This is a genomic window from Microbispora sp. ZYX-F-249 (assembly GCF_039649665.1).
In the GTDB taxonomy this organism is placed as follows: Bacteria; Actinomycetota; Actinomycetes; order Streptosporangiales; family Streptosporangiaceae; genus Microbispora; species Microbispora maris.
In genome coordinates this window covers 55499-78462 of record NZ_JBDJAW010000022.1, presented here as the reverse complement: position 1 = coordinate 78462, position 22964 = coordinate 55499, and the positions used below count along the sequence as shown (strand labels likewise).

Below are 22964 nucleotides of genomic sequence, written 5' to 3'. Positions count from 1 at the left end.
GCCGGGCGGAACCGCTGGAGACCCAGGAGCTGCCCGGCATGCTCGACGCCGTCAAGGACGGCTCCGTCTCCTCGGAGCGTTCGCACCCCTGACCGTCCTGCCCCGGCGGACCGCGGGTCTCCCGGCGGCAGGCTTCGCGACGGCCGGGCCCGCCATGGCGAACGTGCCCTCCCTGCGGACCGTGTGCCAGCGCAGCCGCGCGCCCAGGACCGCGGTGGCCACGGACTGGATCACGACCAGATACATCAGCTGCCGGTAGACGAACTGCTGCAGCGGCAGCGCCCACAGCACCGAGGCACGCTCGCCGTCCAGGCGCAACGCGTACCAGCCGGTGAGGGCCTGCAGCGCGACGAAGCCGGCCCACACCGCGACCACCGGAAGAGGGTCGCCGACGAGCAGGCCGTACAGCGCCATGACGTCGACGACGGGGGCCAGCAACGGCAGCATCACCTGGAACAGCGCGAGATAGCCGAGGCATCGGCGGCCGAAGGGCCGGCGCTCCACGATCGCCCCGCGATGCTTCCAGATCGCCTGCAGCGTGCCGTAGCACCACCGGTACCGCTGCCGCCACAGCTGGCCGAGCGAGGCGGGCGCCTCGGTCCACGCGCGGGCCCGCTCCTCGTAGACCACCCGCCAGCCCCTGCGGCAGATCGCCATGGTCAGATCGGTGTCCTCGGCGAGCGTGTCCGCGCTGACGCCCCCGGCCGAGGCCACGGCCTCGCGGCGGAACGCGCCGATCGCCCCCGGCACCGTCGCCATGCAGCCGAGCAGGTCGAACGCGCGGCGATCCAGGTTGAACCCGACGACGTACTCGATGTGCTGCCAGCGCCCGATCAGCCCGCGCCGGTTGCCGACCTTGGTGTTGCCGCTGACCGCGCCGACCGTCCGGTCCGCGAGCGGCCGTACGAGGTGGCCGATGGTCGGCGGCTCGAAGACGGTGTCGCCGTCGACCATGACCAGGACGTCGTGGGCGGCGTGGGCGATCCCGGTGGCGAGCGCGGCGGGTTTGCCGGCGTTCGGCTGCCGGATCACCCGGACCCCCGGCAGTCCGAGTGAGGCGGCGATCGGTCCCGTCCCGTCGGTCGATCCGTCGTCCACGACGACGACCTCGACCTGGCCGGGGTAGTCGGTCCTGACCAGGGACCGCACCGTCGCCTCGATCCCCGCCTTCTCGTTGTACGCGGGGACGATCACCGAGACCGGCGGCGCGGCCGCCCACTGGGGGACACCGCTGGTCGCGGGCCGTCCGCGCGTCCTGCGGGCGTGCGCCCAGGCCAGCGCGGCGAACAGGGCCGACCTCAGCAGGGTGAGCGCGCCGGCCACGGCGAGGAACCAGCCGAGCGCCTCGACGAGGGCGAAGGAGGCGCGCTGGGCGAAGGTCAGCACCGTGCCGAGGACGCGCTCGCCGGGGGAGGCGGCGGTGTGCGCCGTGGGGAGCCCGACGGCGTCCGTGAGCGTGGTCGCGGCGTATCCCTTCTTCTCCAGCCGGGTGAGCAGCCGGTCGACGGCGGCCAGTGTCCGGGTGCGGTCGCCGCCCGAGTCGTGGAACATGATCACCGCGCCCTCGCCGTCGACCGTGCGCGCGAGGGACGCGAGGACCATCTCGTCCGCCGGCGGGCGGCTCCAGTCGCTGGTGTCCACGTCGGTGAACGTCACCAGGTATCCCTCGTCGCCGAGCAGCCGCATCGCCGCGAGCTGCCCGTACCCGGCCGCGCCGGGGACCGAGGAGTAGGGCATGCGGGCGAGGCGGGTGTGGATCCCCGCCGCCGCGGCCAGCGTCTTCTGCGTCAGGGACATCTCCACGCGGGCCCGCCAGGCCGGCACGGCGCCCAGGTCGGCGTGGGTGTAGGTGTGGTTGCCGATCTCATGCCCCTCGGCGACCAGCCGGCGGGCGAGCTCGGGGTGCTCGGCCACGTGCGCCCCCAGCACGAAGAAGGTCGCCTTCGCGTGGTGCTCGCGGAGCAGGTCGAGCAGCCGGGGAGTCCAGCGCGGATCGGGACCGTCGTCGAAGGTGAGCGCCACCGTGCGCGGCTTGGGCCGCGCGCTGAGCGGCCGCGCCCCCGAGACGTTGACCAGAGGGCCGCCGGAGCGGATCCGTTCGAGCTCGGCGGAGTCGCCGTAGTCGGCCGGGGGCGGCTTGGTCTCACCGACGACGTTGTGCGCGTACGCGTTGAGCAGCAGCGCTCCGGCCATGAGCAGCGCGGCGATCGCGACGAGGAGCCAGTGACCGCGCGGCTCGGGAGGTCTGCGCTGAGCCGGCCTGCGCTGAGCCGGCCTGCGCTGGGCCGATCCGCGCTGGGCCGGCCTGTGCTGGGCCGGCTTGTGCTGGGCCGGTCCGCGCCGGCGTCTCACTGGGCCGCGCCGGGCGTCTGCCCGGGCTGTCCGGGAGGCGTCTGGACCGCGCTGGGCTCCGGCGCGGGGGTCCGCGTGACCTCTCCGGACGGCGCCGTGGTCCGCGAGACCTCCGGCTCGGGCGACGGCGGCGGCGCGGCCTGTCCGGACGAGGAGATCTCCACGTCCGGCTCACGCCCCGCCGGAGGCGTCGTGCTCGGCTTCGGGCTCCGGCGCCGCGGGGAAGGCGAGGCGGAGGGAACCCTGCTCGGCAGGCCGCGGCCGGAGGTCACCCGCCGCGCCGGGGCCGTCGTCGCGTGCGGCGTGCCGCTCGCCAGGGGGACACGCCGGTGCTCGGACCTGTGCTCCGACCTGGGCGACGGGGTGGGGGAGCCCGTGGAGGAGCGTTCCACGACCTGCCGTCCCTGCGTGCCGACCCAGCCCATCGGGGGGAGTTCGGGACCTGTCAGTGCTCCGCTCACCAGGGTGAGCGTCAGCGCGAGGACGACGATCGCCCCGCCGACCGCGGCGGCTGTCAAGATCTTGGCCCGGCGTCCGCTCTGGTCCACGAAGACGGCCGTACGCGCCGGGTGATGATCTTCCACGAATCATGATCGTACGCGAGTCGAAAGCAGCTTCGAGAAGTTCGAACCATTTCGTAATCCGAGGGTTCCGGCTTTCCCGATACTCCCTCGGTGTGGGCGGGAGACGTCCTACGAGGAGAAGCCATGACCGAGCCTCAGGGCAGTTCATTCGTGCGAGGCAATGAGCACCTGGACAGGATCCTCTCCGATCCGGACATCGCCGCCGGGGTCGCACAGGCGCACGAAGCCGCCGAAGAGATGGACCGCACCTACGCCATGAACCTTGCGATGATCCGCAAAGCCGGCCGGATGACGCAAGTGGAGGTGGCCAAGAAGCTGGGGGTGGGTCAGGGTGTGGTGTCCAGGCTTGAGAACTGCGGCGACATGTTGCTCTCCACCCTGTTCGACTACCTGATGGCGACGGGTGCGGAAAGCGCCGGCATCGTGGTCACCGTGCGGGGGCGGCGTATAGAACTCGACCTGGGTCGGCTACGGCACCCGCACACGGAGCAGCGGCGGTCGGCCTGAGGGCGGAAGCCCAAGGAGAAGGCGAGGGTCTCTGCTTGGGGCAGATCGCCTGGCGGGCCCTCCGGCATTGCAGGGCCGTGCCGCGGTCGCCGGGAGCGGGTCCGGTCGATGCGTTGAGTTGAGGCTCCCGGCGGGGGTGGGGCTGGTTAAATGGGCGCAGCACCGGCCCCTGCTGTGAACGCATGGACGAAGTTGACGTTTGTGCTGTTATGGGGTGGTATCGGGTGCGGTGGTGCCGGGCTTCCGATCAATGGGGATCGGAAGGGACGCGCCCATCGTGGAGGAGTGGCGCATGCCTGCGACGCCGTACGGCCGAGCTGGATCGGGGGACGTGCTGCCCCCGCCCCGCAGCTTCGGCGAGGAGGGCGGGCGCCTGTCCTATGGCGACTATCTGCGCCTGCCCGAGCTGCTCGCCCAGCAGGAGCAGCGGTCCGGGGCGAGCGACGAGCTGCTGTTCATCACCGTCCACCAGGTCTACGAGCTGTGGTTCAAGCTCCTGCTGCACGAGCTGGAGCGGATCAGGGACGCGATGATCGAGGGCGCGCTGTGGCGCGCGAGGCATCTGTTCCGCCGCGTCCACGCGGTGGAGAAGGTCATGGTCGACCAGGTCCAGGTGCTGGAGACGATGACGCCGCAGGACTTCCTCGAGTTCCGGTCGGTCCTCGCCCCCGCGAGCGGCTTCCAGTCGGTCCAGTTCCGTGAGCTGGAGTTCCTCTCCGGCGTCAAGGACCCCTCATATCTGGGCCGGCTCAGGGACGCCGGCGACGCGGAGATCGCCAGGCTGCGGCGGCGGCTCGCCGAACCGACCCTGTGGGATGCCTACCTCCTCGCCCTCTCCCGGCGGGGCCTGCCGGTCTCCGACGAAGAGATCATGGAATCCCTGCTGGCCGTGGCCCGGGACCGGGGATCGTACGACGACCTGTGGGACCTGGCCGAAGATCTCCTCACGCACGACGAGACCACCGCCCTCTGGCGGATGAGGCACGTGCAGATGGTGGAGCGCCAGATCGGCACGAAATCCGGTACGGGAGGCTCGTCCGGGGCACCGTACTTGAGGGGACGGACGCGTTTGCACTTCTTTCCCCTGTTGTGGGAACTCCGGGCCTGGCTTTGAATCCTCACAAGGGAGTGAGTAGCGACATGCCGCTCGAAATGGCGCTAGATCGGCAGGAATCGGATGAAGCATTGGATGAGCTTCTCCGAATCGCCGCCGAGAGGTGCGCGCACGCGCCGGGAGCGCTGCAGGTGGAGGGCGAGGACCCCCTGGCCTTCCTGAGGCGGTACTACCGCAACGTCCCCGTCGAGGACCTGATCGACCGCGACCCGGTGGACGTGTACGGCCCCGCGATGGCCCACCGCCACCTGGCCCAGCACCGGCCGCAGGGACGGGCGCTGGTCCGCGTCTACACCCCCACCCTCGAGGAGTGCGGCTGGGACCCGGGCCGCACCGTGGTCCAGATCGTCACCGACGACATGCCGTTCCTGGTCGACTCGGTGACGACCGAGCTGGACCGGCACGAGATCGGCACCCACCTGATCGTCCATCCGCAGATGCGGGTGCGCCGCGACATGACCGGCGAACTGCTCGTCGCGGGCCAGGAGGACGTGACCGGGCAGGTCGTCCGCGAGTCCTGGATGCACATCGAGATCGACCGGCAGGCCGATCACGGCGTGCTCAAGGAGCTGGAGAGCGACCTGCAGCGGGTGCTGCTCGACGTGCGCTGCGCGGTCGGGGACTTCGCCAAGATGCGGGCGCTGGCCGTGCAGACCGCCGAGGACCTGGCGGTCAACCCGCCGCCGCTCGACCCCGCGCAGGTCGAGGACGGCATGGAGCTGCTGCGGTGGCTGGCCGACGGCCACTTCACCTTCCTCGGCTACCGGGAGTACCGGCTGGAGGACACCGACGGCGGCGCCGCGCTGCGCGGCCTGCCCGGCACCGGGCTCGGCATCCTGCGGGCCGACAAGGCCGGATCGGCCAGCTTCGCGGCCCTGCCGCCGAAGGTGCGGGCGAAGGCGCGGGAGAAGCAGCTGCTCATCGTCACCAAGGCCAACAGCCGGGCCACCGTCTACAAGCCCCACTACCTCGACTACGTCGGGCTCAAGGTCTTCTCGCCCGAGGGCGAGGTCATCGGCGAGCGGCGGTTCCTCGGGCTGTTCACCCACGTGGCGTACAACGAGTCGATCTCCCGGATCCCGGTCCTGCGGCGCAAGCTCGCCGAGGTGCTGGAGCGCGCCGGGCTGTCGCCCGACAGCCACGACGGCAAGGATCTGATGGAGATCCTGGAGACCTACCCGCGCACCGAGCTCTTCCAGATCTCCGTGGACGAGCTGCTGCCCATCGCGCTCGGCGTGCTGCGGCTGCGCGAGCGCAAGCAGGTCAAGATGTTCCTGCGCCGCGACGACTACGGCCGTTACATCTCCTGCATGATCTTCCTGCCGCGCGACCGCTACACCACCAAGGTCCGCCTGCACATGCAGCGGATCCTGATGAAGGCGCTCGGCGGCACCTCGCTCGACTACAGCACGATGATCGGCGAGTCGGCCCTGGCCCGGCTGCACATCGTGATCCGCGGCGAGCGCGGCAAGCCGCTCGGCGAGACGCCGGTCGACGTCGAGGAGCTGGAGGCGCGGCTGGCCGCCACCACCCGCACGTGGGAGGACGACCTCGCCGCCGCGATCGCCGAGCTGTGCCCGGAGGAGGACGCGCCGCGGCTGCTGCGCCGCTACGGCTCCGCCTTCCCCGAGGGGTACAAGGCCGACTTCCCGGCCCGTACGGCCGTGGCCGACCTCAAGCGGCTGGAGGCGCTCGGCGAGGACCCGAACGCCATCGGCATGAACCTCTACGAGCCGTACGGCGCGGCGGAGGGGGAGCGGCGCTTCAAGCTCTACCGGCTGGGCGCGCCGATCTCGCTGTCGCGGGTGCTGCCGCTGCTCACGCGGATGGGCGTCGAGGTGGTGGACGAGCGGCCGTACGAGGTCGACCGCGACCACGACCCCCAGACCAAGGACGCCTGGATCTACGACTTCGGCCTGCGGTACACCCCCTCGGAGGAGGTGCACCGCGACGAGTTCAAGCGGTTGTTCCAGGACGCGTTCGCCGTGCTGTGGCGCGGCGAGGTGGAGAACGACGGCTTCAACGCGCTCGTGCTGGCCGGCGGGCTCACCTGGGAGCAGGCCGAGATCCTCCGGGCGTACGCCAAGTATCTGCGGCAGGCCGGAACCACGTTCAGCCAGTCGTACATCGAAAGGGTGCTGCAGGGCAACGTGCGGCTGGCCCGGCTGCTGGTGCGGCTGTTCGAGGCCAGGCTCGACCCGCGCCGGCCGGACGACGGCAGGGCGGAGGTCTGCGACGCGCTGACCGAGGAGATCCTCGCCTCGCTGGACGAGGTGGCGTCCCTCGACGAGGACCGCATCCTGCGGGCCTACCTCGAGATGATCCAGGCCACGCTGCGCACCAACGTCTTCCAGGCCGCGCGTGAGGACGGCCGCGAGGCGGGGGCCGCCGGCAGCCAGTTCGTCACCGGCAGGCGCAAGGCGTACATCTCGCTGAAGGTCGATCCGCAGGCGATCAGCGTGCTGCCGCTGCCCCGCCCGAAATACGAGATCTTCGTGTACTCGCCGCGCGTCGAGGGCGTGCACCTGCGCTTCGGCAAGGTCGCCCGCGGCGGCCTGCGCTGGTCGGACCGCATGGAGGACTTCCGCACGGAGATCCTCGGCCTGGTCAAGGCGCAGATGGTGAAGAACACCGTCATCGTGCCGACCGGCTCGAAGGGCGGCTTCGTCGTCAAGCAGCCCCCTGTGCTCAAGGACGGCGGCGGCGGGCGCGACGAGTTCCTGGCCGAGGGCGTGGCCTGCTACCGCCAGTTCATCTCCGGCCTGCTCGACCTGACCGACAACCTGGTCGCCGGGCAGGTCGTGCCGCCGCCCGACGTCGTGCGGCACGACGGCGACGACACCTACCTCGTGGTCGCCGCCGACAAGGGCACCGCGACGTTCTCCGACATCGCCAACGCGGTGGCCAAGGAGTACGGCTACTGGCTCGGCGACGCCTTCGCCTCCGGCGGTTCGGTGGGCTACGACCACAAGGCCATGGGCATCACCGCCAGGGGCGCCTGGGAGTCGGTGAAGTACCACTTCCGCACGCTCGGCGTGAACGTGCAGACCACCGACTTCACCGTGGTCGGCATCGGCGACATGTCCGGCGACGTGTTCGGCAACGGCATGCTCCTGTCGGAGCACATCCGGCTCGTGGCGGCCTTCGACCACCGGCACGTGTTCGTCGACCCCGACCCGGACGCCGCGCGGAGCTTCGCGGAGCGGCGGCGGCTGTTCGAGCTGCCCAGGAGCTCGTGGGACGACTACGACAGGTCACTGATCTCGGCGGGCGGCGGTGTGTGGCCGCGCACCGCGAAGTCGATCCCCGTCTCGCCGCAGACGCGCGCCGCGCTCGGCCTGCCGCACGGCGTCACCGCGCTCGCGCCGAACGACCTGATCAGCGCGATCCTGCGGGCCCCCGTCGACCTGCTGTGGAACGGCGGCATCGGCACGTACGTCAAGGCGTCGGCGGAGACCCACGCCGACGCGGGGGACAAGGCCAACGACGCGCTGCGGATCAACGCGGCCGACCTGCGCTGCAAGGTCGTCGGCGAGGGCGGCAACCTCGGCTTCACCCAGCGGGCGCGGATCGAGTTCGCGCTGAACGGCGGCCTGATCAACACCGACTTCATCGACAACTCGGCCGGCGTGGACACCTCCGACCACGAGGTGAACATCAAGATCCTGCTCGACCAGGTCGTCCGCGATGGCGACATGACCGACAAGCAGCGCAACCAGCTCTTCCTCGACATGACCGACGAGGTGGGCAGGCTGGTGCTGGAGGACAACTACGCCCAGAACGTCGTGCTCGCGGCGGCCCGCGCCCAGGCGCCGGAGATGCTGCACATCCACTCCCGCTACCTGCGGAAGCTGGAGCGCGAGGGACTGGTCAACCGGGAGCTGGAGTTCCTGCCGTCGGACAAGGTGCTCGCCGAGCGCCGCCAGGCCGGGCTCGGGCTGGCGAACCCCGAGTTCGCGGTGCTGCTCGCCTACACCAAGCTCGTGGTGGACGCGGAGCTGCTGCAGTCGGACATCCCCGACGACCCGTCGCTGGCGTCGTGGCTGGTGTCGTACTTCCCCTCGGCCCTGCGCGACCGCTTCCGCGCGTACATGGACTCCCATCCGCTGCGCCGGGAGATCATCACGACCCGGATCGTGAACGACGTGGTCAACTTCGGCGGGACCAGCTTCGTCTACCGCTTCGGCGAGGAGACCGGCGCGTCGGCGCCCGACATCGTGCGGGCCTACCTGGTGACCCGGGAGGTCTTCGACCTGCCGTCGTTCGCCCGGCAGATCGAGGAGCTGGACAACGAGGTCGACACCGCGACCCAGCTGGCCATGCTGCTGGAGGGCCGCAAGCTGTCCGAGCGCGGCACCCGCTGGCTGCTCGGCAACCGCCGCCCGCCGCTCGACCTCGCCTCCACCGTCCGCTACTTCGTCGAGGGCGCGGGCGGCCTGCTGCCGCACCTGCCCAAGCTGCTGACCGGCCCCGACCTGGTGGCGTACGAGGAGCGCAGGGACTCCTTCGCGGCCAGGGGCGTGCCCGGTGAGCTGGCCGAGCGGGTCGCGGCGATGGTGCCGGCCTACTCCACGTTCGACCTCGTGGAGATCGCGGCGTACACCGGCAGGCCGGTGAGCGAGGTGGCCGAGGTCTACTTCGACCTGGCCGATCGGCTCCAGCTCGCCCGGCTGCGCGAACGGGTGATCGCGCTGCCGCGCGACAGCCGGTGGAACTCGATGGCCAGGTCCGCGCTGCGCGACGACCTGTACGCCGCCCACGCGACGCTGACCAGGGACGTGCTGATCCACAGCAGGCCGGGCCTGTCGCCGGAGGAGCGGCTGGCGAGCTGGACGGAGGCCAACCAGGCCGCGGTGACGCGGTCGCGGCAGACGCTGTCGGAGATCTGGGAGAGCGACACCTTCGACCTGGCGACGCTGTCGGTCGCGCTGCGCGCGGTGCGGACGCTGGTCTCCACCAGCAACCTCCCGCACGCGGAGGCGTGATCACGCCCGGCGATCAGCGGTTGGAGCCGCCGGTGACGATGCCCTCGTAGCCGACGACGTGCGCGGGCGCGGTGGACGCCCTGGGCGGCACCGCGCTCACGTACTGCTGGGTCTCGACGATCTGCCGCTTCTGCCGGATGAACAGGTCCTTGGTGGGGCTCAGCAGCCAGCGGGCCGCGGCGGGGACCGTCACGGGACGCCCTTCGCCGCACTTGAGCCCCTGGGGCTGGCCCTGCGGCTGGCCGCTGGCGGTCCACGAGGACGTGCGAGTCAGCGTGTACAGCATCATCGCGCCGCCGTCGCGCGTACGCAGCGCGAAGATCGGGTAGTTGGGCGCCGAGGCGAAGAGCGACTCGTAGACCATGCAGTCGTCGGTCTTCGCCTTCTCCTTGGTCTCGACGATCTCGTCGTAGAAGCCCGTCGTCTGCGGGCCGGGAGCGATCAGCCCGGAGGCGTAGCCCTTGGGGCCCTCCTCCGCGACCGTGGCGTGCAGCGGGCCCATCAGGTTGGGGCTGATGGCCACCGTGGCGTCGCGCGACTCCAGCGCCGTGGCGTACCCGTCCGCGTCGAGGGCGACCGAGGGCGGTTGCTCGCCGGGGTAGAGCAGGGACGCGAAGCTGTTGCGCCACGGCCCGTCCTTGCTCTGCCGGACGAACGTGAACACGGCCGTGCGGACCTCGCCGGACGCGTCGCGCCGCCGGGCGGTGGCCGCGAACCAGACGGCCGGGCGGGCGCTCTGCCGGGGCACGAGCACCGTGCGGCGGTCCCACGTGTAGCGGGCGGGCTTGCCCTTCTGGGAGTGGATGCCGGCGATCGTCATGGGCCGCTGGCCGTCCTGGGTGAGCAGGAGCGCCCACCGGTCGGCCCCGGCCAGCCGCAGCACGTCGTCGGTGTCCAGGAACGCGTCGAGCGCCTCGGACGCCTCCTCCAGGGTCACGGCCGGGGGGCTGGGCGACGGCGACGGGCTCTCGGCGGGACTCGGCAGCGCGGAGGTGGCCGCCGCCGGGCTGGCCGGCGACCGGACGGGCTCCCCGCCCGAGCAGGCGACGGCCGTACAGGTGAGGAGGGCAAGAGCCAGCGCGCTCCGAACGACCCCGTTCACGCCAGCCTCCCCATGCAATCGGTTCACATGCTACCGAGGCGCGCTGCCTGACAGGGTCTCCGATTCGCGTACCCTTTACAGACGTGGCAGTCATCGATCCAGCCGAAGAGATCAACGAGCTTGGCGGCACGCTGAAGAGCATTCAGGACGTGCTCGACCTCGACGCTCTGCGCAAGCAGATCGCCGAGTTGGAGGAGCAGGCTGCCGCGCCCGACCTGTGGAACGACCCCGAGCAGGCGCAGCGGGTCACCAGCCGGCTCTCGCACCTGCAGGCCGAGGTCAACCGGGTGGACGGCCTGGGCCGCCGCCTGGAGGACCTGCCGGTCCTGTTCGAGCTGGCCGCCGAGGAGGGCGACGAGGACGCGCTGGCCGAGGCCGAAAAAGAGCTCGCCGCGCTCAGGTCCGAGGTCGGCGCGCTGGAGGTCCGCACGCTCCTGTCGGGCGAGTACGACGCCCGCGAGGCCCTGGTGACCATCAACGCGCAGGCGGGCGGCGTCGACGCGGCCGACTGGGCCCAGATGCTGCTGCGCATGTACCTGCGGTGGGCCGAGCGCAAGGGCTACCCGGCCGAGGTCTACGAGACCTCCTACGCCGAGGAGGCCGGCATCAAGTCGGCCACCTTCGCGGTCAAGGCCCCCTACGCGTACGGCACGCTCAGGGGCGAGCACGGCACCCACCGGCTGGTGCGGATCAGCCCGTTCGACAACCAGGGCCGCCGGCAGACCTCCTTCGCGGGCGTGGACGTGGTGCCCGTGGTCGAGCAGACCGACCACATCGACATCAACGAGGACGACCTGCGCATCGACGTCTACCGGTCGTCGGGTCCGGGCGGCCAGGGCGTCAACACGACCGACTCGGCCGTGCGGATCACCCACCTGCCGACCGGGATCGTGGTCTCCTGCCAGAACGAGCGGTCCCAGCTGCAGAACCGCGCGACGGCGATGGCCGTCCTCCAGGCCAAGCTGCTGGAGCGCAAGCGGCAGGAGGAGGCCGCGGCGATGAACGAGCTGCGCGGCGAGGCGACCACGTCGTGGGGCACGCAGATCCGCAACTACGTGCTGCACCCGTACCAGATCGTGAAGGACCTGCGCACGGGCGTGGAGGCGGGCAACCCCACCGCCGTGCTGGACGGCGACCTCGACGAGTTCATCGAGGGCGAGATCCGCTGGATGCGCCGCCAGGAGTCCGGCGACGCCGCCCAGTAGGCGTATCAGTAACCGCTGATGTGGCCGAGCGCCACCAGCACCACGACGAGCAGCACGATCAGCGCGATGACCAGGGGCGACAGCCCCATGAACCCGTGGTGGTGAACCTTGGCGCGGCCCTCCCGGCAGACGGGGCAGCGCCCCTCCACCACGGGGCCGGCGCACGCGGCGCAGATCAAGTGTTCGCAGCTCATAGCAGCTTTACCGCCCCATCGCCCAAGGGCTAATCGTTTTGTTTCCGTTATGGACGTTCCATGCCAGTGTTACCCCTAGACTGGCCTTCGGCCAAACGGAACGTCGATCCAGAGCAAAGTGACCGGCGACCCCCGGACCGGCCGTCCCACCCCCTAGACTGGCTAGCCGTGATGCGCCCGTGATCCATTTCGATAATGTCACCAAGGTCTACGCGAACCAAAACCGGCCTGCCCTCGACCACGTGAGCGTGGACGTCGACAAGGGCGAGTTCGTGTTCCTGGTCGGTCCTTCAGGGTCGGGGAAGTCCACCTTCCTCCGGCTGGTGCTGAAGGAGGAGCGGCCCAACAGCGGCTCCATCCACGTGGCCGGCAAGGACCTGTCGAAGCTGTCCAACTTCAAGGTGCCGCACCTGCGCCGCCGCATCGGCTGCGTGTTCCAGGACTTCCGGCTGCTGCCGAACAAGAACGTGTACGAGAACGTGGCGTTCGCCCTGGAGGTCATCGGCAAGCCGCGCCGGTTCATCCGCAAGGTCGTGCCCGAGGTCATCGAGCTCGTCGGCCTGGAGGGCAAGGCGCACCGCATGCCGGAGGAGCTGTCCGGCGGCGAGCAGCAGCGGGTCGCCATGGCCCGCGCGTTCGTCAACCGGCCGATGATCCTGCTGGCGGACGAGCCCACCGGAAACATCGACCCCGCCACGAGCATCGGCATCATGAAGGTGCTCGACCGAATCAACAGGACCGGCACGACCGTCCTCATGGCTACGCACGACGCCGCGATCGTCGACTCCATGCGCAAGCGCGTGGTCGAGCTCGAGGACGGCAAGATCGTCCGCGATCAGTCGCGCGGCGTGTACGGCCAGGCGTATTAGGAGTAACTGGGACCATGCGGGCCAACTTCATCTTCTCCGAGGTCTGGATCGGCCTTCGGCGCAACCTCACGATGACCATCGCGGTGATCGTGACCGTGGCGGTCGGCATGGCGCTGCTCGGCGTCGGAATGATGATCAACTCCCAGGTCTCGAAGCTCACCGGCTTCTGGACCGACAAGGTCGAGCTGTCGGTCTACCTGTGCACGAAGAACGCGCCTTTCGAGCCCTGCAAGAACAAGGGCGCGGTGACACAGGAGGAGAAGGCCAACCTCAAGCAGACGATCGAGGCGCTCCCGGACGTCGAGCGGGTGCAGTTCGAGAACCAGGCCGAGGCGTACAAGCATTTCCAGGAGACCGAGAGCAACCGCACCCTGCTGTCGGTGACCAAGGCCGAGGACATGCCGGAGTCGTTCCGGGTGAAGCTGAAGGACCCGGACAAGGCGGCGGCCGTCGCGGCGAGCCTCAAGGGGCAGCCCGGCGTCTCCAACGTCGTCAACGAACGCGACCTGCTCGAATCGGTCTTCGGCTTCATGGACAAGCTGCGCTACATGGCGCTGGGCATCGCCGCCCTCATGTTGTTCGCGGCCATCCTGCTGATCGGCAACACGGTCCGGCTGTCGGCGTACAACCGCCGCAGGGAGACCGGCATCATGCGGCTGGTCGGCGCGTCCAACATCTACATCCAGCTGCCGTTCGTGATGGAGGGCCTGATCGCCGGCCTCATCGGCGGCGTCCTGTCCGGCGTGATTCTGATCATCGTCAAGGTCTTCATCTTCGAGTCGATCCAGACGTACATGGCCGCGCCCCTCGGCTGGGACACGGTCGCCGGGGTGATCACCGGCACCATGGCCATCGGCGTGCTGATCTGTGTGCTCGCCTCGTTCGTCACCCTGCGCCGCTACCTGCGGGTGTGACCCGGCACCGGTCGCGCAGCTCGTTTCCGCCCCTCGCGGCAACGGTAGGCTCCCCTTATGCCACGTGAGACCGGGCGCAAGCTGATCGCCCAGAACAAGCGTGCCAGGCACGACTTCTTCATCGAGGACACCTACGAGGCCGGGCTCGTCCTGACCGGCACCGAGGTCAAGTCCCTGCGGGCGGGAAAGGCCAACCTGACCGACGGCTACGCCTCGGTCGAGGGCGGCGAGCTCTGGCTGATCAACGTGTACATCCCGGAGTACAGCCAGGGCACCTGGACCAACCACGCCGCGCGGCGCACGCGCAAGCTGCTGCTGCACCGCAAGGAGATCGGCAAGCTCGAAGCGTCGCTGAAGGAGAAGGGCCTCACGCTGATCCCGCTGTCGATGTACTTCAAGGACGGCCGGGCGAAGATCGAGATCGGCATCGCCAGAGGCAAGAAGGACTACGACAAGCGGCAGACGCTGATGGAGAAGCAGGCGAACCGGGAGATGGCGCGGGCCATGTCGAACGCGGTCCGCCGCCGGGGGGGCCGTTAGGCCGTGTCCTTCCGAAGATTCGGGGTCGCCCGGGCGCGAGCCGTACGGGCCGCGCTCGCGCTGGGCCTGACCGCACCCCTGCTGACCGGCTGCTTCGAGGAGCCGTCGCCGCACGAGGCGGTGCGCGACTTCCTCGTCGGCTGGCAGACGGGGGACTACGCGGCCGCCGCGCGACGGGCCGACGGCGACCAGGCGGCGGTGCGCAAGGCGCTGGAGGACGCCCGCCTGCAGCTGGACGCCGCCTCGGTCCGCTTCTCCCTGCGGGGGATCACCCAGGACGGCGACGCGGCGCAGGCCGGCTACCACGCCGAGGTGGACCTCGGGGAGAACAACCCCCTCTGGCAGTACGACGGCAACCTGCCCCTGCACCTGGTCGGCGGCCAGTGGAAGGTGCGGTGGTCGCCGAGCGTCATCCACCCCGACCTGCACCCCGGGCAGCGGCTCGCGGTCGCCACCGTCCCCAAGGGCCGCAAGCCCATCCTCGACCGCAACGGCAACTCGCTGCAGGACGAGACCGTGCTGCACGTCGCCGGGGTCACCCCCGCCAAGGTCAAGGACCCCGGCCGGCTCTGCGACCAGTTGTCGAAGATCACCGGCTTCGCCCAGGACCGCCTGCTGAGCCGCATCCTGTCGTCGCCCCCGCAGGACTTCGTCCCCCTCGCGACGTTCGGCCGGACGAAGTTCGCCCAGATCAGGTCCAAGCTGGAGGCGATCAGAGGGCTGGAGTTCCAGACCGACAATCCGCCGGTCGCGCCCAAGTCGCCCACCCAGATCGTCGGCGTGGTCTCGGCCATCACCCCGGAGGCGGAGCAGCGGCTCGGCGGACCGCAGCGGGCCGGCGACACGCTGGGCCGGGACGGCCTGCAGCAGGCCTACCAGGACCAGCTCACCGGCTCGACCGAGACCCGGGTCGTCATCCTCGACAACGCCACCGGGCAGCAGGTCAAGGAGCTCAAGGCGTGGCCGGGGCGGGAGAACTCGTCGGTCCAGACCACGATCGACAGCCGGCTGCAGAGCGCCGGGGACGCCGCGGTCGCGGGGTCCCGCCCGGCCGCGCTCGTCGCGGTGCAGGCGTCCACCGGCGAGGTGCTCGCCGTCTCCACCAACCAGCTGCACCAGGAGGACGACGCGCTGGCCGGCAAGTACGTGGCGGGCAGCGCCTTCTCGATCATCGCCGCGGAGGGACTGCTCCAGTCGGGCCTCGACCCGAAGCAGAAGGTGCCGTGCAGCGCCGACCGCACCGTGGGCGGGGCGCGCTTCCAGCAGCCCGGCGTCGACGGTGTGACGACGCCCACCTTCCAGGCCGACTTCGCGCAGGGCTGCGTGACCGCGCTGGCGTCGCTGGCCCGGCGGATCAGCGGCCAGCGGCTGGCCACCAGCGCGAACCAGTTCGGCATCGGCAGCGACTGGAAGCTGCCGCTGAAGACCTTCAGCGGATCGATCGCCGAGCCGGACGGCGACGCGGCCATCGCCAAGATCATCGCCGGACAGGGCGCGCGGGTGAGCCCGCTGGCGATGGCCCTCGTCGCCGCGGCCGTCAGGTCCGGCACGTGGCGGCCGCCGACGCTGGTGGTCTCGCCCACCGCGCCCGATCCGGGCGCCGAGGGTGGCACCGCCGCGGCCGCCGCGCAGCCCGTGACGCTCGACCCCGCGGTCACCGCGAAGCTGCGCACGCTCATGCGGGCCGGTGTGTCGTCCGGCGCGGCCTCCGCAGCCTCCGCCCCCGGTGATCCCGTGTACGGCGTGGCCGCCGAGGTCACCCAGACGGACAAGAAGGAGCGCACGAAGCTCTCGTGGTTCGTGGGCTGGCAGGGGGACGTCGCGGTCGCCGTGCTGGCCAAAAGCGGCGACCTGTCGGCCGCTCCGGCGATCGCCGGGAGCTTCTTCCGCACCGCTCAGCCCCAGACCTGAAAAAGGCGCGAGGGCGAGCAACCATCGAGGCGATGACCGGCGTCTTTCTAGGTGACTGGGACCCGCTTGGGGGGTTGCGGGCCCAGTCGCCGTGATGAGGACAGGGCTCCATCTCGGGGGGAGCCCTGCCGTCCGGACCGGCTCGACCCTGCCGGTCGGCCCCCGGGGCGTGCGCCGCAGGCCGCGTCCCGGGGGCTTCGGCGTCCCGCCGGCCGGGCGGAATTGGAGTCGCGTCACCGGTGTTGTCTTGAGTAAGCTTGTGACGTCGGCCCTCCGGGGCCGGGTTGACAACTGCACAGGGGGTGACCGGTTTCGACTTCGACATTGCAAGTCAGGGGAAGCGGGTCGGGGACTGCGGACATAACCCCGTCAACACTGTGACCGCGAACAAATAAGTGCCAATAACAAGAGCACTGAGGTCAGCCAGGCTTCCCTGGCTCTCGCCGCCTAAGCAGCGAGAAACCTCTGTCAGCCCGGGAGTGCCTTCGGCCCGGAACTGACATCGCTAGAAGGCTCAACCGTCCGGCCCGGTCACGGGGCCGTACGGGAAATCAAACAGTGACTGGGCCCGTCGGCGACTCGCCTGTGAGATTGCCGGGGCCGAGAAAAGCGCAACAGGCTGCACCCGGAGAAGCCCTGTCTTGGTGTTGAAGGACGCGGGTTCGATTCCCGCCACCTCCACTGTCTGCCAGAGGGGCGGGGAGGAAGCGCATGCTTCCTCCCCGCCCCTTTCGCTTTTTCCCGGCCGGGTCAGGCGGTGGTGTGGCCGGGCGAGACGAGGCCGGTCTCGTACGCGAAGACGGCGGCCTGCGTGCGGTCCCGGAGGTGCAGCTTGCCCAGGATGCGGCCCACGTGCGTCTTGACGGTCTGCTCGGCCACGACGAGGCGGCGGGCGATCTCCGCGTTCGACAGGCCGTGGGCGATGAGGGTGAGCACCTCGGTCTCCCGTTCGGTGAGGCCCTCCAGCCGGATCCGCGCGGGCGGCCTGGGGCTGCCGCCCAGCCGCGAGAACTCCTCGATCAGGCGCCGGGTGACGTTCGGAGCCAGCAGGGCGTCACCGGCGGCGACGACGCGCACCGCCTCGGCGAGCTGCACCCCGGAGGCGTCCTTGAGCAGGAACCCGCAGGCGCCGGCGCGCAGGGCGTCGTACACGTACTCGTCCAGGTCGAACGTGGTCAGCACGAGAACCTTGACGTCCAGCGCGGGGTCGGCGGTGATCCGGCGGGTCGCCTCGATGCCGTTCAGGCCCGGCATGCGGATGTCCATCACGACGACGTCCGGGCGCAGCTCGGCCGCCATGGCGACGGCCTCGAGCCCGTCGGCCGCGACGCCCGCGACCTCGATGCCCGGCTGGGCGGCGAGCAGGACGGAGAACCCCTCACGGATCATGGCCTGGTCGTCGGCGATCACGACGCGGATCGTCACGGGTGGACTTCCCTCCCGGTGTCGGCGTGGTCAGCGGTGTCGCTGTGGTCGGCGGGATCGGCGGCGGACGCGGACAACGGCAGCACGGCGGTGACCTCGTAACCGCCGCCGGGCACGGGACCGGCGGCGAGGTCGCCACCCAGCATCGCCGCCCGCTCGCGCATCCCGAGCAGGCCGTGGCCCGCGCCCGGCGACGGTGCGGGGGCGTGCCGGCCCGGGCCGTTGCGCACGGTCAGGCGCAGCGCCGTGGCGGTGTGGGCGATCTCGACGTGGACCCGTGCGCCCGGCGCGTGCCGCAGGGCGTTGCTCAGCGCCTCCTGTGCGATGCGGAAGGCCGACAGCTCCACCCCCGGCGACAGTGCGCCGGGCGTGCCGCGGACGTCCGTCTCCACGCGCAGCCCCGCGGCGCGCACGTTCGTAACGAGATCACCGAGATCGTCCAGTGTGGGCTGCGGAGCACCGGGAGCGGCCGGGTCCGGCGCGCTCTCCGCGCGCAGCACACCGAGCACGCGGCGCAGCTCGGTGAGCGCCTCCAGCGCGTTCTGCCGGATGACGGCGAAGGAGGCGACCAGCTCCTGCGGCGGGTCGGGGACACGGTACGGCGCGGCGTCGGCCTGCACGGAGATGACGGACATGTGGTGGGCGACGACGTCGTGCAGCTCCCTGGCGATCCGGGCGCGCTCCTCCAGCAGGGTCCGCCGCTCCCGCTCCCGGATGACCGCCGTCTCCTGCTCGGCCAGCCGCTCGCGGGCCACCCGCCGGGCGCGTACGGCCGCGCCGGCGAGCACGGCGGCCGCGAAGACGGGCAGCACCTCGACCACGAACGAGGGGAAGGTGACGTCCAGCCAGATCGTGGTGTCGCCCGCGACCGACCCCATGCCCCAGGCCAGAGGGACGCCGAGCAGCAGCGTCTCGGCGGCCACCCGGGGCCGGTTGCGCAACGCCACGAGGAACAGGACGCCCGCGTGCACCGTCCATGGCCACGATTCGCCCGAGTGCGCGGGAGAGTAGGTGCTCGTGACCGTGCAGGCCAGGAACGCGGTGGACAGCCACCACGCGGGCAGCGGCCAGCGCAGGGCCACGACCAGCACGGCCGCGTGGGCGATCGCGAACGGCAGCGCGGGCGTGTCCTGGGCGGCCGAGGCGAGGAGCGCGGCGACGACCACGATCGCCACGTGCGGCAGTCGCCTGAACGGCCGCGGCCTGCGCAGGGGAGGCAGCGGCTGGGGCGCGAGGGTGAGCAGGTCCGCCCGCAGGGCGCGCAGCGCTCCCGCGAGGCCGGATCCCCGCTCGCCGTGGGGGCGCTCACTCGCGCCCGTGGTCATCCGCCGGCCGCGCGACCCACCGGCTCGCTCTTCTGGGCGGGCCTCCTTCACGATCTCGATCCTAGACATCAGGCACCTTCCGGTCGTCGTTCCGCCGGACCGAAGGCGGCCCAGCAGACGGCGAGCGCCAGTGCGAAGGCCGGCAGCCAGCACAGCCGTGCCGCGACCCAGCCGAGGCCGTCAGGGGAGGCGCCGAGGCCGGGCAGCGGGCCGAACGGCAGCCCCGCCAGGGTGATCACGATCATGGCTGTCTGGTGCCACAGGAAGAGTGTCATCGCGAAGAGGTTGACCAGGGCCACCGCCGCCCATACCACCGGGCGGGCGGCGAGGCGGCGCAGCCGATCGGCCAGCAGCACGGCCGCGCCGCACTGGGCCAGCCCGAACGCGACCGCGGCCAGCGTGGGCGGGCTGAGGTTGGACACCGCCTGCCCCGGAACGCCGACCATCGACGCGGGATAGCCGCCCCACACCACGAGGGCGGCCGCGCCCACCGCTCCGCACACCAGCGCGCACAGCGCTCCACGCCGCTCGAACCGGCCCTCGGCCCACCATGCGCCCAGCGCGTACGGCACCAGCCAGGCGGCGGCCACGTTCACCCAGCCGAGCCACGCCGGGGCGCCCAGCGCGAAGCGGGCCGCGTCCACGCAGGCGACGGCGAGCAGGGGCCGGAACGGGCCGATCCACGCGGCGATCGGCGTGGCCGCCGTGAGCGCGGCGAACACGACGAGGAACCACAACGGCGACAGCACGAGGCGCAGCAGGGCGCCGAGGGTGCCGGGCTCCGCGCCGCCGGCGACCAGCACGGCGGCGGCCACCGTCCAGACGGCGGCGAGCGGGACAACCGGGCGGGACAGCCGCGCGAGGCGCTCACGCAGCCACCGGTGGTACGGAACGCCGCGCCGCCGCGCCCCCGCGAGGCCCTTGGCCGCGACGTGCCCGCCGACGAGGAAGAACACCGCGAGGGTCTGGAGGACCCAGGAGACCGGCGCGAGCCACGGCAGGTGCCGCAGCGGGCTGTCGCCGGTCAGCGTGCCGTGCCCGGTGTCCACCAGGGCCGTGACCAGCCAGTGGCCGGTCACGACGCCGAGCACGGCCAGGCCGCGCAGGGTGTCGAGAGCCCGGTCGCGGCCGGCCGGGGTGGCGGCGTCGACCCTCCGGACCAGCTTTCGCAGGTCCGTGGTCCGTTTCGCGAGTGGCGGTGCCGCAGGGCCGGTCACCGGGTCACCTCCGTGATGCGGCCCAGCGCGATGCGGGAGAGGTTGGCGAGGGAGGCCGAACCGGGCGCGAGGTAGTCGCTGTGACCGCCGCCGCCCGCGCCGAACACGCGGGCGCCGAAGCCCCCCGCGACGGGGTCCGCGCCGAAGCCGATCGTGGCGCCGAACAGGGAGAGGCTGACGTGGGGGACGCGGGAGATCCAGTCGCGCGCGCCGCGTCCCGCCCACACGCGGGCCGGGGTGCGCAGCGCCGCCGCCGACGCCGCTCCGGTGCCCGGGCTGCCGAACAGGGCGATGTCGGACACCCGGAGGCCGGGAGCGGCCCGGCCGCAGACGACCGAGCCGTACGAGTGGCACAGCAGGGACACCCGCGCCGACGGCACGGCCGCGCGCAGTGACGCGACCAAGGCGCGCAGGGCGCGGGCGCCCTCGTCGGCCGGGCCGGTCGTCAGTACGCCGGTGCCGACCAGATGGGGCGGGGTGTAGCCGAGCCAGGCCACGACTGCCGTCCTGGCCGCCGGGCCGTCGGCCCGGATCCGGTCGTACAGCGCCCGCGCGGCGCCGCCGAGCCGGGCGTGCGGCGCGGGGGTGAGCGCGTCGTAGGTGTCCAGGGTGGTGTCCGCGCCGGGGACGAGCACGGCGACCCGCTCGGCCGTCGCCAGGTCGCCGAGCACCTCGACGGCCCGGCCGTCGCCCCGCGCGTCGAACGACAGGAACGCCCGGCCCGCCATGGCACGCAGCGCCCGCGCCCTGCGGAGGTCCCCCTTCGCCTCGGCCATCCGGGCGGCGCTGGTGATGACCGCACGGTTGGCGGCGTACCGGGCCGGCAGGGTCGCCGCGGTCAGCGCGGGCAGGTTCGCCGGTGCGGGGGCGGTCGCCCGCGCCCGCGCCGCGGCCGGGACCGGAACGCATAGCGCGGCGGTCACCAGCGAGGCCAGCACGGCGCGCCCGGCCCGGGTGCGGTACGCGGGGATCGTCATCGCGGGACTCCCTTCCAGATGTCTGATCTGGGCAGGAAGTTATGGATCGGCGTCCCTGACCCGCGTCACCCTGGCGAGCCGACCTGCGGAGTGGCTCTCAGGTATGACGAGTACCTAGAGTCGGGGCGTACGTGGGAGGGGCGCTGAGGTGGGGGAGCCGAAAATGCCGGGCGCGTCGAGGGTAGTGGTGCGGCGGTCGCTGCCGTCGGAGCCGGCCGTACGGGGATCGGCCTCGCTGTTCCTGACGGAGGCGCAGCGGCAGGGGGTGCGGGCCGGGCGCAGGATGCTGTACGTCGGCCCGGAGCCCGCTTCCGAGCACGTGGCCGCCGGGCTGCGGGTCGAGCCGGGCACGCCGGTGCTGGCCCGGCGCAAGCTGCTGCTCGCCGGCGACGTGCCGGTGCGGGTGGCCACGAGCTTCCTGCGGCTCGACCTCTTCGCGGACACCCCGTTGTGCGAGCCGGGCTTCCTGTCGCCGAGCCTGCAGTCGCGGATCGAGGAGCTGGGCCACCGGTTCGGGCGGGCGGAGGAGCAGCTGGTCGCCCGGCCGCCCCGGGACGACGAGGCGGTCACGCTGGAGCTGGATCCCGGCGAGTGGGTGATTCAGATCGTGCGGGCCGCCTACTCGGCCGACGACCTGCCGATCCACGTGCTGGAGACGGTCTGCGCGGCATCCCGGCACGTCTTCGACATCGTTCAGGTGAGCGGCGCCGACGAGTTCTGAGCGGCGTAGGCGTCGATCTCCGCGAGCAGGGCCGACTTGCCCCCGGCGTCGAGGAAGGACGCGTGCACCGCGGCGCGGGCCAGATCGGCGACGCCCTTCTCGTCGAGGGAGAGCAGCTCGGCCGCCACGGCGTACTCCCGGTTGAGGTCGGTGCCGAACATGGGCGGGTCGTCGGTGTTCACGGTGACCGGCACTCCGGCCGCGACCAGCGCGGGGAGCGGGTGCTCGGCCAGGCTGGGCACGGCCCGCGTGCACACGTTGGAGGTCGGGCAGACCTCCAGCGTGATCCGGTGCTCGGCCAGGTGCTCCAGCAGGGCCGGGTCCCGCACGCTGTGGATGCCGTGGGCGATCCGCTCGGCGCCGAGGTCGCGTACGGCCTGCCAGATGTACTCGGGGCCGGTGACCTCGCCGGCGTGCGGCACCGAGTGGAGCCCGGCGGCGCGGGCCGCGGCGAAGTGCGGGGCGAACTGCGCCCGGGACACCCCCACCTCGGGACCGCCGAGGCCCAGGCTGACCAGGCCGTCCGGCCGCTGGTCGAGCGCGATGGCGAGCGTCTGGTCGGCGGGCGGGCCGGGGATGCCCGGGATGTCGAAGCACCAGCGCAGGACGGTGCCGAAGTCCGCCTCGACCCTGCGGCGGGCGTCCTCGATCACCTCGCAGAACTCCTCCGGGGCGAAGCCCCGGTCCAGGTGGGGCTGCGGCGTGACGGTGAGCTCGGCATACCGCACCCGCTGGGCGGCCAGGTCGCCGCCCACGCCGTGGATCAGCGTCCACAGGTCCTCGGGCGTCCTCACCAAGTCGACGATCTGTGGATAGACCTGCAGGAAGTGGGCGAAGTCGCGGAAGTCGTAGAACGCGGCGACCAGCGCGGGGTCGGCGGGCACGGACGTCGCCCCCTCATACCGGGCGGCGAGTTCGGCGACGATGTGCGGGGACGCCGCGCCGATGTGGTGCACGTGCAGTTCGACCTTGGGCAGCCCGGCGATGAACCGGGTGAGTTCCGGGGAGATCACGGACCGACC

At 71.7% G+C, this 22964-nt stretch carries 18 protein-coding genes and 1 other RNA gene; 10 read left to right on the top strand and 9 right to left on the bottom strand.

Annotated elements, in window-relative coordinates; translation table 11 throughout:
* Positions 1-51: 51 nt before the first annotated feature.
* Positions 52-2352, bottom strand: a complete 2301-nt coding sequence (locus AAH991_RS24690; protein ID WP_346228278.1) for a bifunctional polysaccharide deacetylase/glycosyltransferase family 2 protein — start codon at positions 2350-2352, stop codon at positions 52-54.
* Positions 2349-2936: a hypothetical protein gene (locus tag AAH991_RS24685; RefSeq protein ID WP_346228277.1), complete on the bottom strand. Its 588-nt coding sequence runs from the start codon at positions 2934-2936 to the stop codon at positions 2349-2351. The genes AAH991_RS24690 and AAH991_RS24685 overlap by 4 nt, the downstream gene beginning before the upstream one ends.
* A 123-nt stretch (positions 2937-3059) precedes the next feature.
* On the opposite strand from AAH991_RS24685, the gene AAH991_RS24680 reads away from it, so the two are divergent.
* The 3 genes from AAH991_RS24680 to AAH991_RS24670 all read left to right on the top strand — a co-directional run bounded on the left by AAH991_RS24680 (position 3060) and on the right by AAH991_RS24670 (position 9542).
* The gene (locus AAH991_RS24680) at positions 3060-3443 is read left to right on the top strand and encodes a helix-turn-helix domain-containing protein (RefSeq protein WP_346228276.1); all 384 of its coding nucleotides are present in this window, start codon (positions 3060-3062) and stop codon (positions 3441-3443) included.
* Between the two features lie 292 nt (positions 3444-3735).
* Positions 3736-4557: a tryptophan 2,3-dioxygenase gene (locus AAH991_RS24675; protein WP_346228275.1), complete on the top strand. Its 822-nt coding sequence runs from the start codon at positions 3736-3738 to the stop codon at positions 4555-4557.
* Between the two features lie 26 nt (positions 4558-4583).
* Entirely contained in the window at positions 4584-9542 is a 4959-nt protein-coding gene (locus AAH991_RS24670; RefSeq protein ID WP_346228274.1) for an NAD-glutamate dehydrogenase, read from the top strand.
* 13 nt (positions 9543-9555) lie between these two features.
* Here the strand turns inward: AAH991_RS24670 and AAH991_RS24665 are convergent, their stop codons facing one another.
* Positions 9556-10644, bottom strand: a complete 1089-nt coding sequence (locus tag AAH991_RS24665; protein WP_346228273.1) for a DUF8094 domain-containing protein — start codon at positions 10642-10644, stop codon at positions 9556-9558.
* 83 nt (positions 10645-10727) lie between these two features.
* On the opposite strand from AAH991_RS24665, the gene prfB reads away from it, so the two are divergent.
* Complete coding sequence (gene prfB / locus AAH991_RS24660; protein WP_346228272.1) at positions 10728-11849, top strand: peptide chain release factor 2; 1122 nt, start codon at positions 10728-10730, stop codon at positions 11847-11849.
* Between the two features lie 5 nt (positions 11850-11854).
* Here prfB and AAH991_RS24655 read toward each other — a convergent pair whose 3' ends face one another.
* Positions 11855-12043, bottom strand: coding sequence for a hypothetical protein (locus tag AAH991_RS24655; protein ID WP_346228271.1), 189 nt, complete (start codon positions 12041-12043; stop codon positions 11855-11857).
* Positions 12044-12222: 179 nt separating this feature from the next.
* Here AAH991_RS24655 and ftsE point away from each other — a divergent pair, with 179 nt between their 5' ends.
* From ftsE to ssrA, 5 genes are all read left to right on the top strand, one after another.
* A complete protein-coding gene (gene ftsE / locus AAH991_RS24650; protein WP_079315626.1) occupies positions 12223-12912 on the top strand; it encodes a cell division ATP-binding protein FtsE in 690 nt (229 codons plus the stop codon).
* A 14-nt stretch (positions 12913-12926) separates the two neighbouring features.
* Complete coding sequence (ftsX, locus tag AAH991_RS24645; RefSeq protein ID WP_346228270.1) at positions 12927-13826, top strand: permease-like cell division protein FtsX; 900 nt, start codon at positions 12927-12929, stop codon at positions 13824-13826.
* A 57-nt stretch (positions 13827-13883) separates the two neighbouring features.
* Entirely contained in the window at positions 13884-14366 is a 483-nt protein-coding gene (gene smpB, locus AAH991_RS24640; protein WP_182906179.1) for an SsrA-binding protein SmpB, read from the top strand.
* A 3-nt stretch (positions 14367-14369) separates the two neighbouring features.
* Positions 14370-16277: a penicillin-binding transpeptidase domain-containing protein gene (locus AAH991_RS24635; protein ID WP_346228269.1), complete on the top strand. Its 1908-nt coding sequence runs from the start codon at positions 14370-14372 to the stop codon at positions 16275-16277.
* Between the two features lie 298 nt (positions 16278-16575).
* Positions 16576-16961: a transfer-messenger RNA gene (gene ssrA / locus AAH991_RS24630) on the top strand.
* 66 nt (positions 16962-17027) lie between these two features.
* Here ssrA and AAH991_RS24625 read toward each other — a convergent pair.
* The 4 genes from AAH991_RS24625 to AAH991_RS24610 are packed head-to-tail and all read right to left on the bottom strand — an operon-like array spanning position 17028 to position 21221.
* Positions 17028-17702, bottom strand: a complete 675-nt coding sequence (locus AAH991_RS24625; protein ID WP_346228268.1) for a response regulator — start codon at positions 17700-17702, stop codon at positions 17028-17030.
* Positions 17699-19096, bottom strand: a complete 1398-nt coding sequence (locus AAH991_RS24620) for a sensor histidine kinase (RefSeq protein ID WP_346228267.1) — start codon at positions 19094-19096, stop codon at positions 17699-17701. Before AAH991_RS24620 ends, AAH991_RS24625 begins: the two co-directional genes overlap by 4 nt.
* Positions 19096-20244 (bottom strand): acyltransferase family protein, encoded by a 1149-nt coding sequence (locus AAH991_RS24615; protein WP_346228266.1) that lies wholly within the window; start codon positions 20242-20244, stop codon positions 19096-19098. The genes AAH991_RS24620 and AAH991_RS24615 overlap by 1 nt, the downstream gene beginning before the upstream one ends.
* Positions 20241-21221 carry an alpha/beta hydrolase gene (locus AAH991_RS24610; protein WP_346228265.1) on the bottom strand — a complete coding sequence of 327 codons (981 nt, stop codon included), beginning with the start codon at positions 21219-21221 and terminating at the stop codon, positions 20241-20243. Before AAH991_RS24610 ends, AAH991_RS24615 begins: the two co-directional genes overlap by 4 nt.
* Positions 21222-21384: 163 nt before the next feature.
* Here AAH991_RS24610 and AAH991_RS24605 point away from each other — a divergent pair, with 163 nt between their 5' ends.
* Positions 21385-21942 carry a GntR family transcriptional regulator gene (locus AAH991_RS24605; protein WP_346228264.1) on the top strand — a complete coding sequence of 186 codons (558 nt, stop codon included), beginning with the start codon at positions 21385-21387 and terminating at the stop codon, positions 21940-21942.
* Here AAH991_RS24605 and AAH991_RS24600 read toward each other — a convergent pair.
* On the bottom strand, positions 21915-22955 hold the full coding sequence (locus tag AAH991_RS24600) for an adenosine deaminase (protein WP_346228263.1): 1041 nt from the start codon (positions 22953-22955) through the stop codon (positions 21915-21917). The genes AAH991_RS24605 and AAH991_RS24600 overlap by 28 nt on opposite strands.
* Positions 22956-22964: the final 9 nt, after the last annotated feature.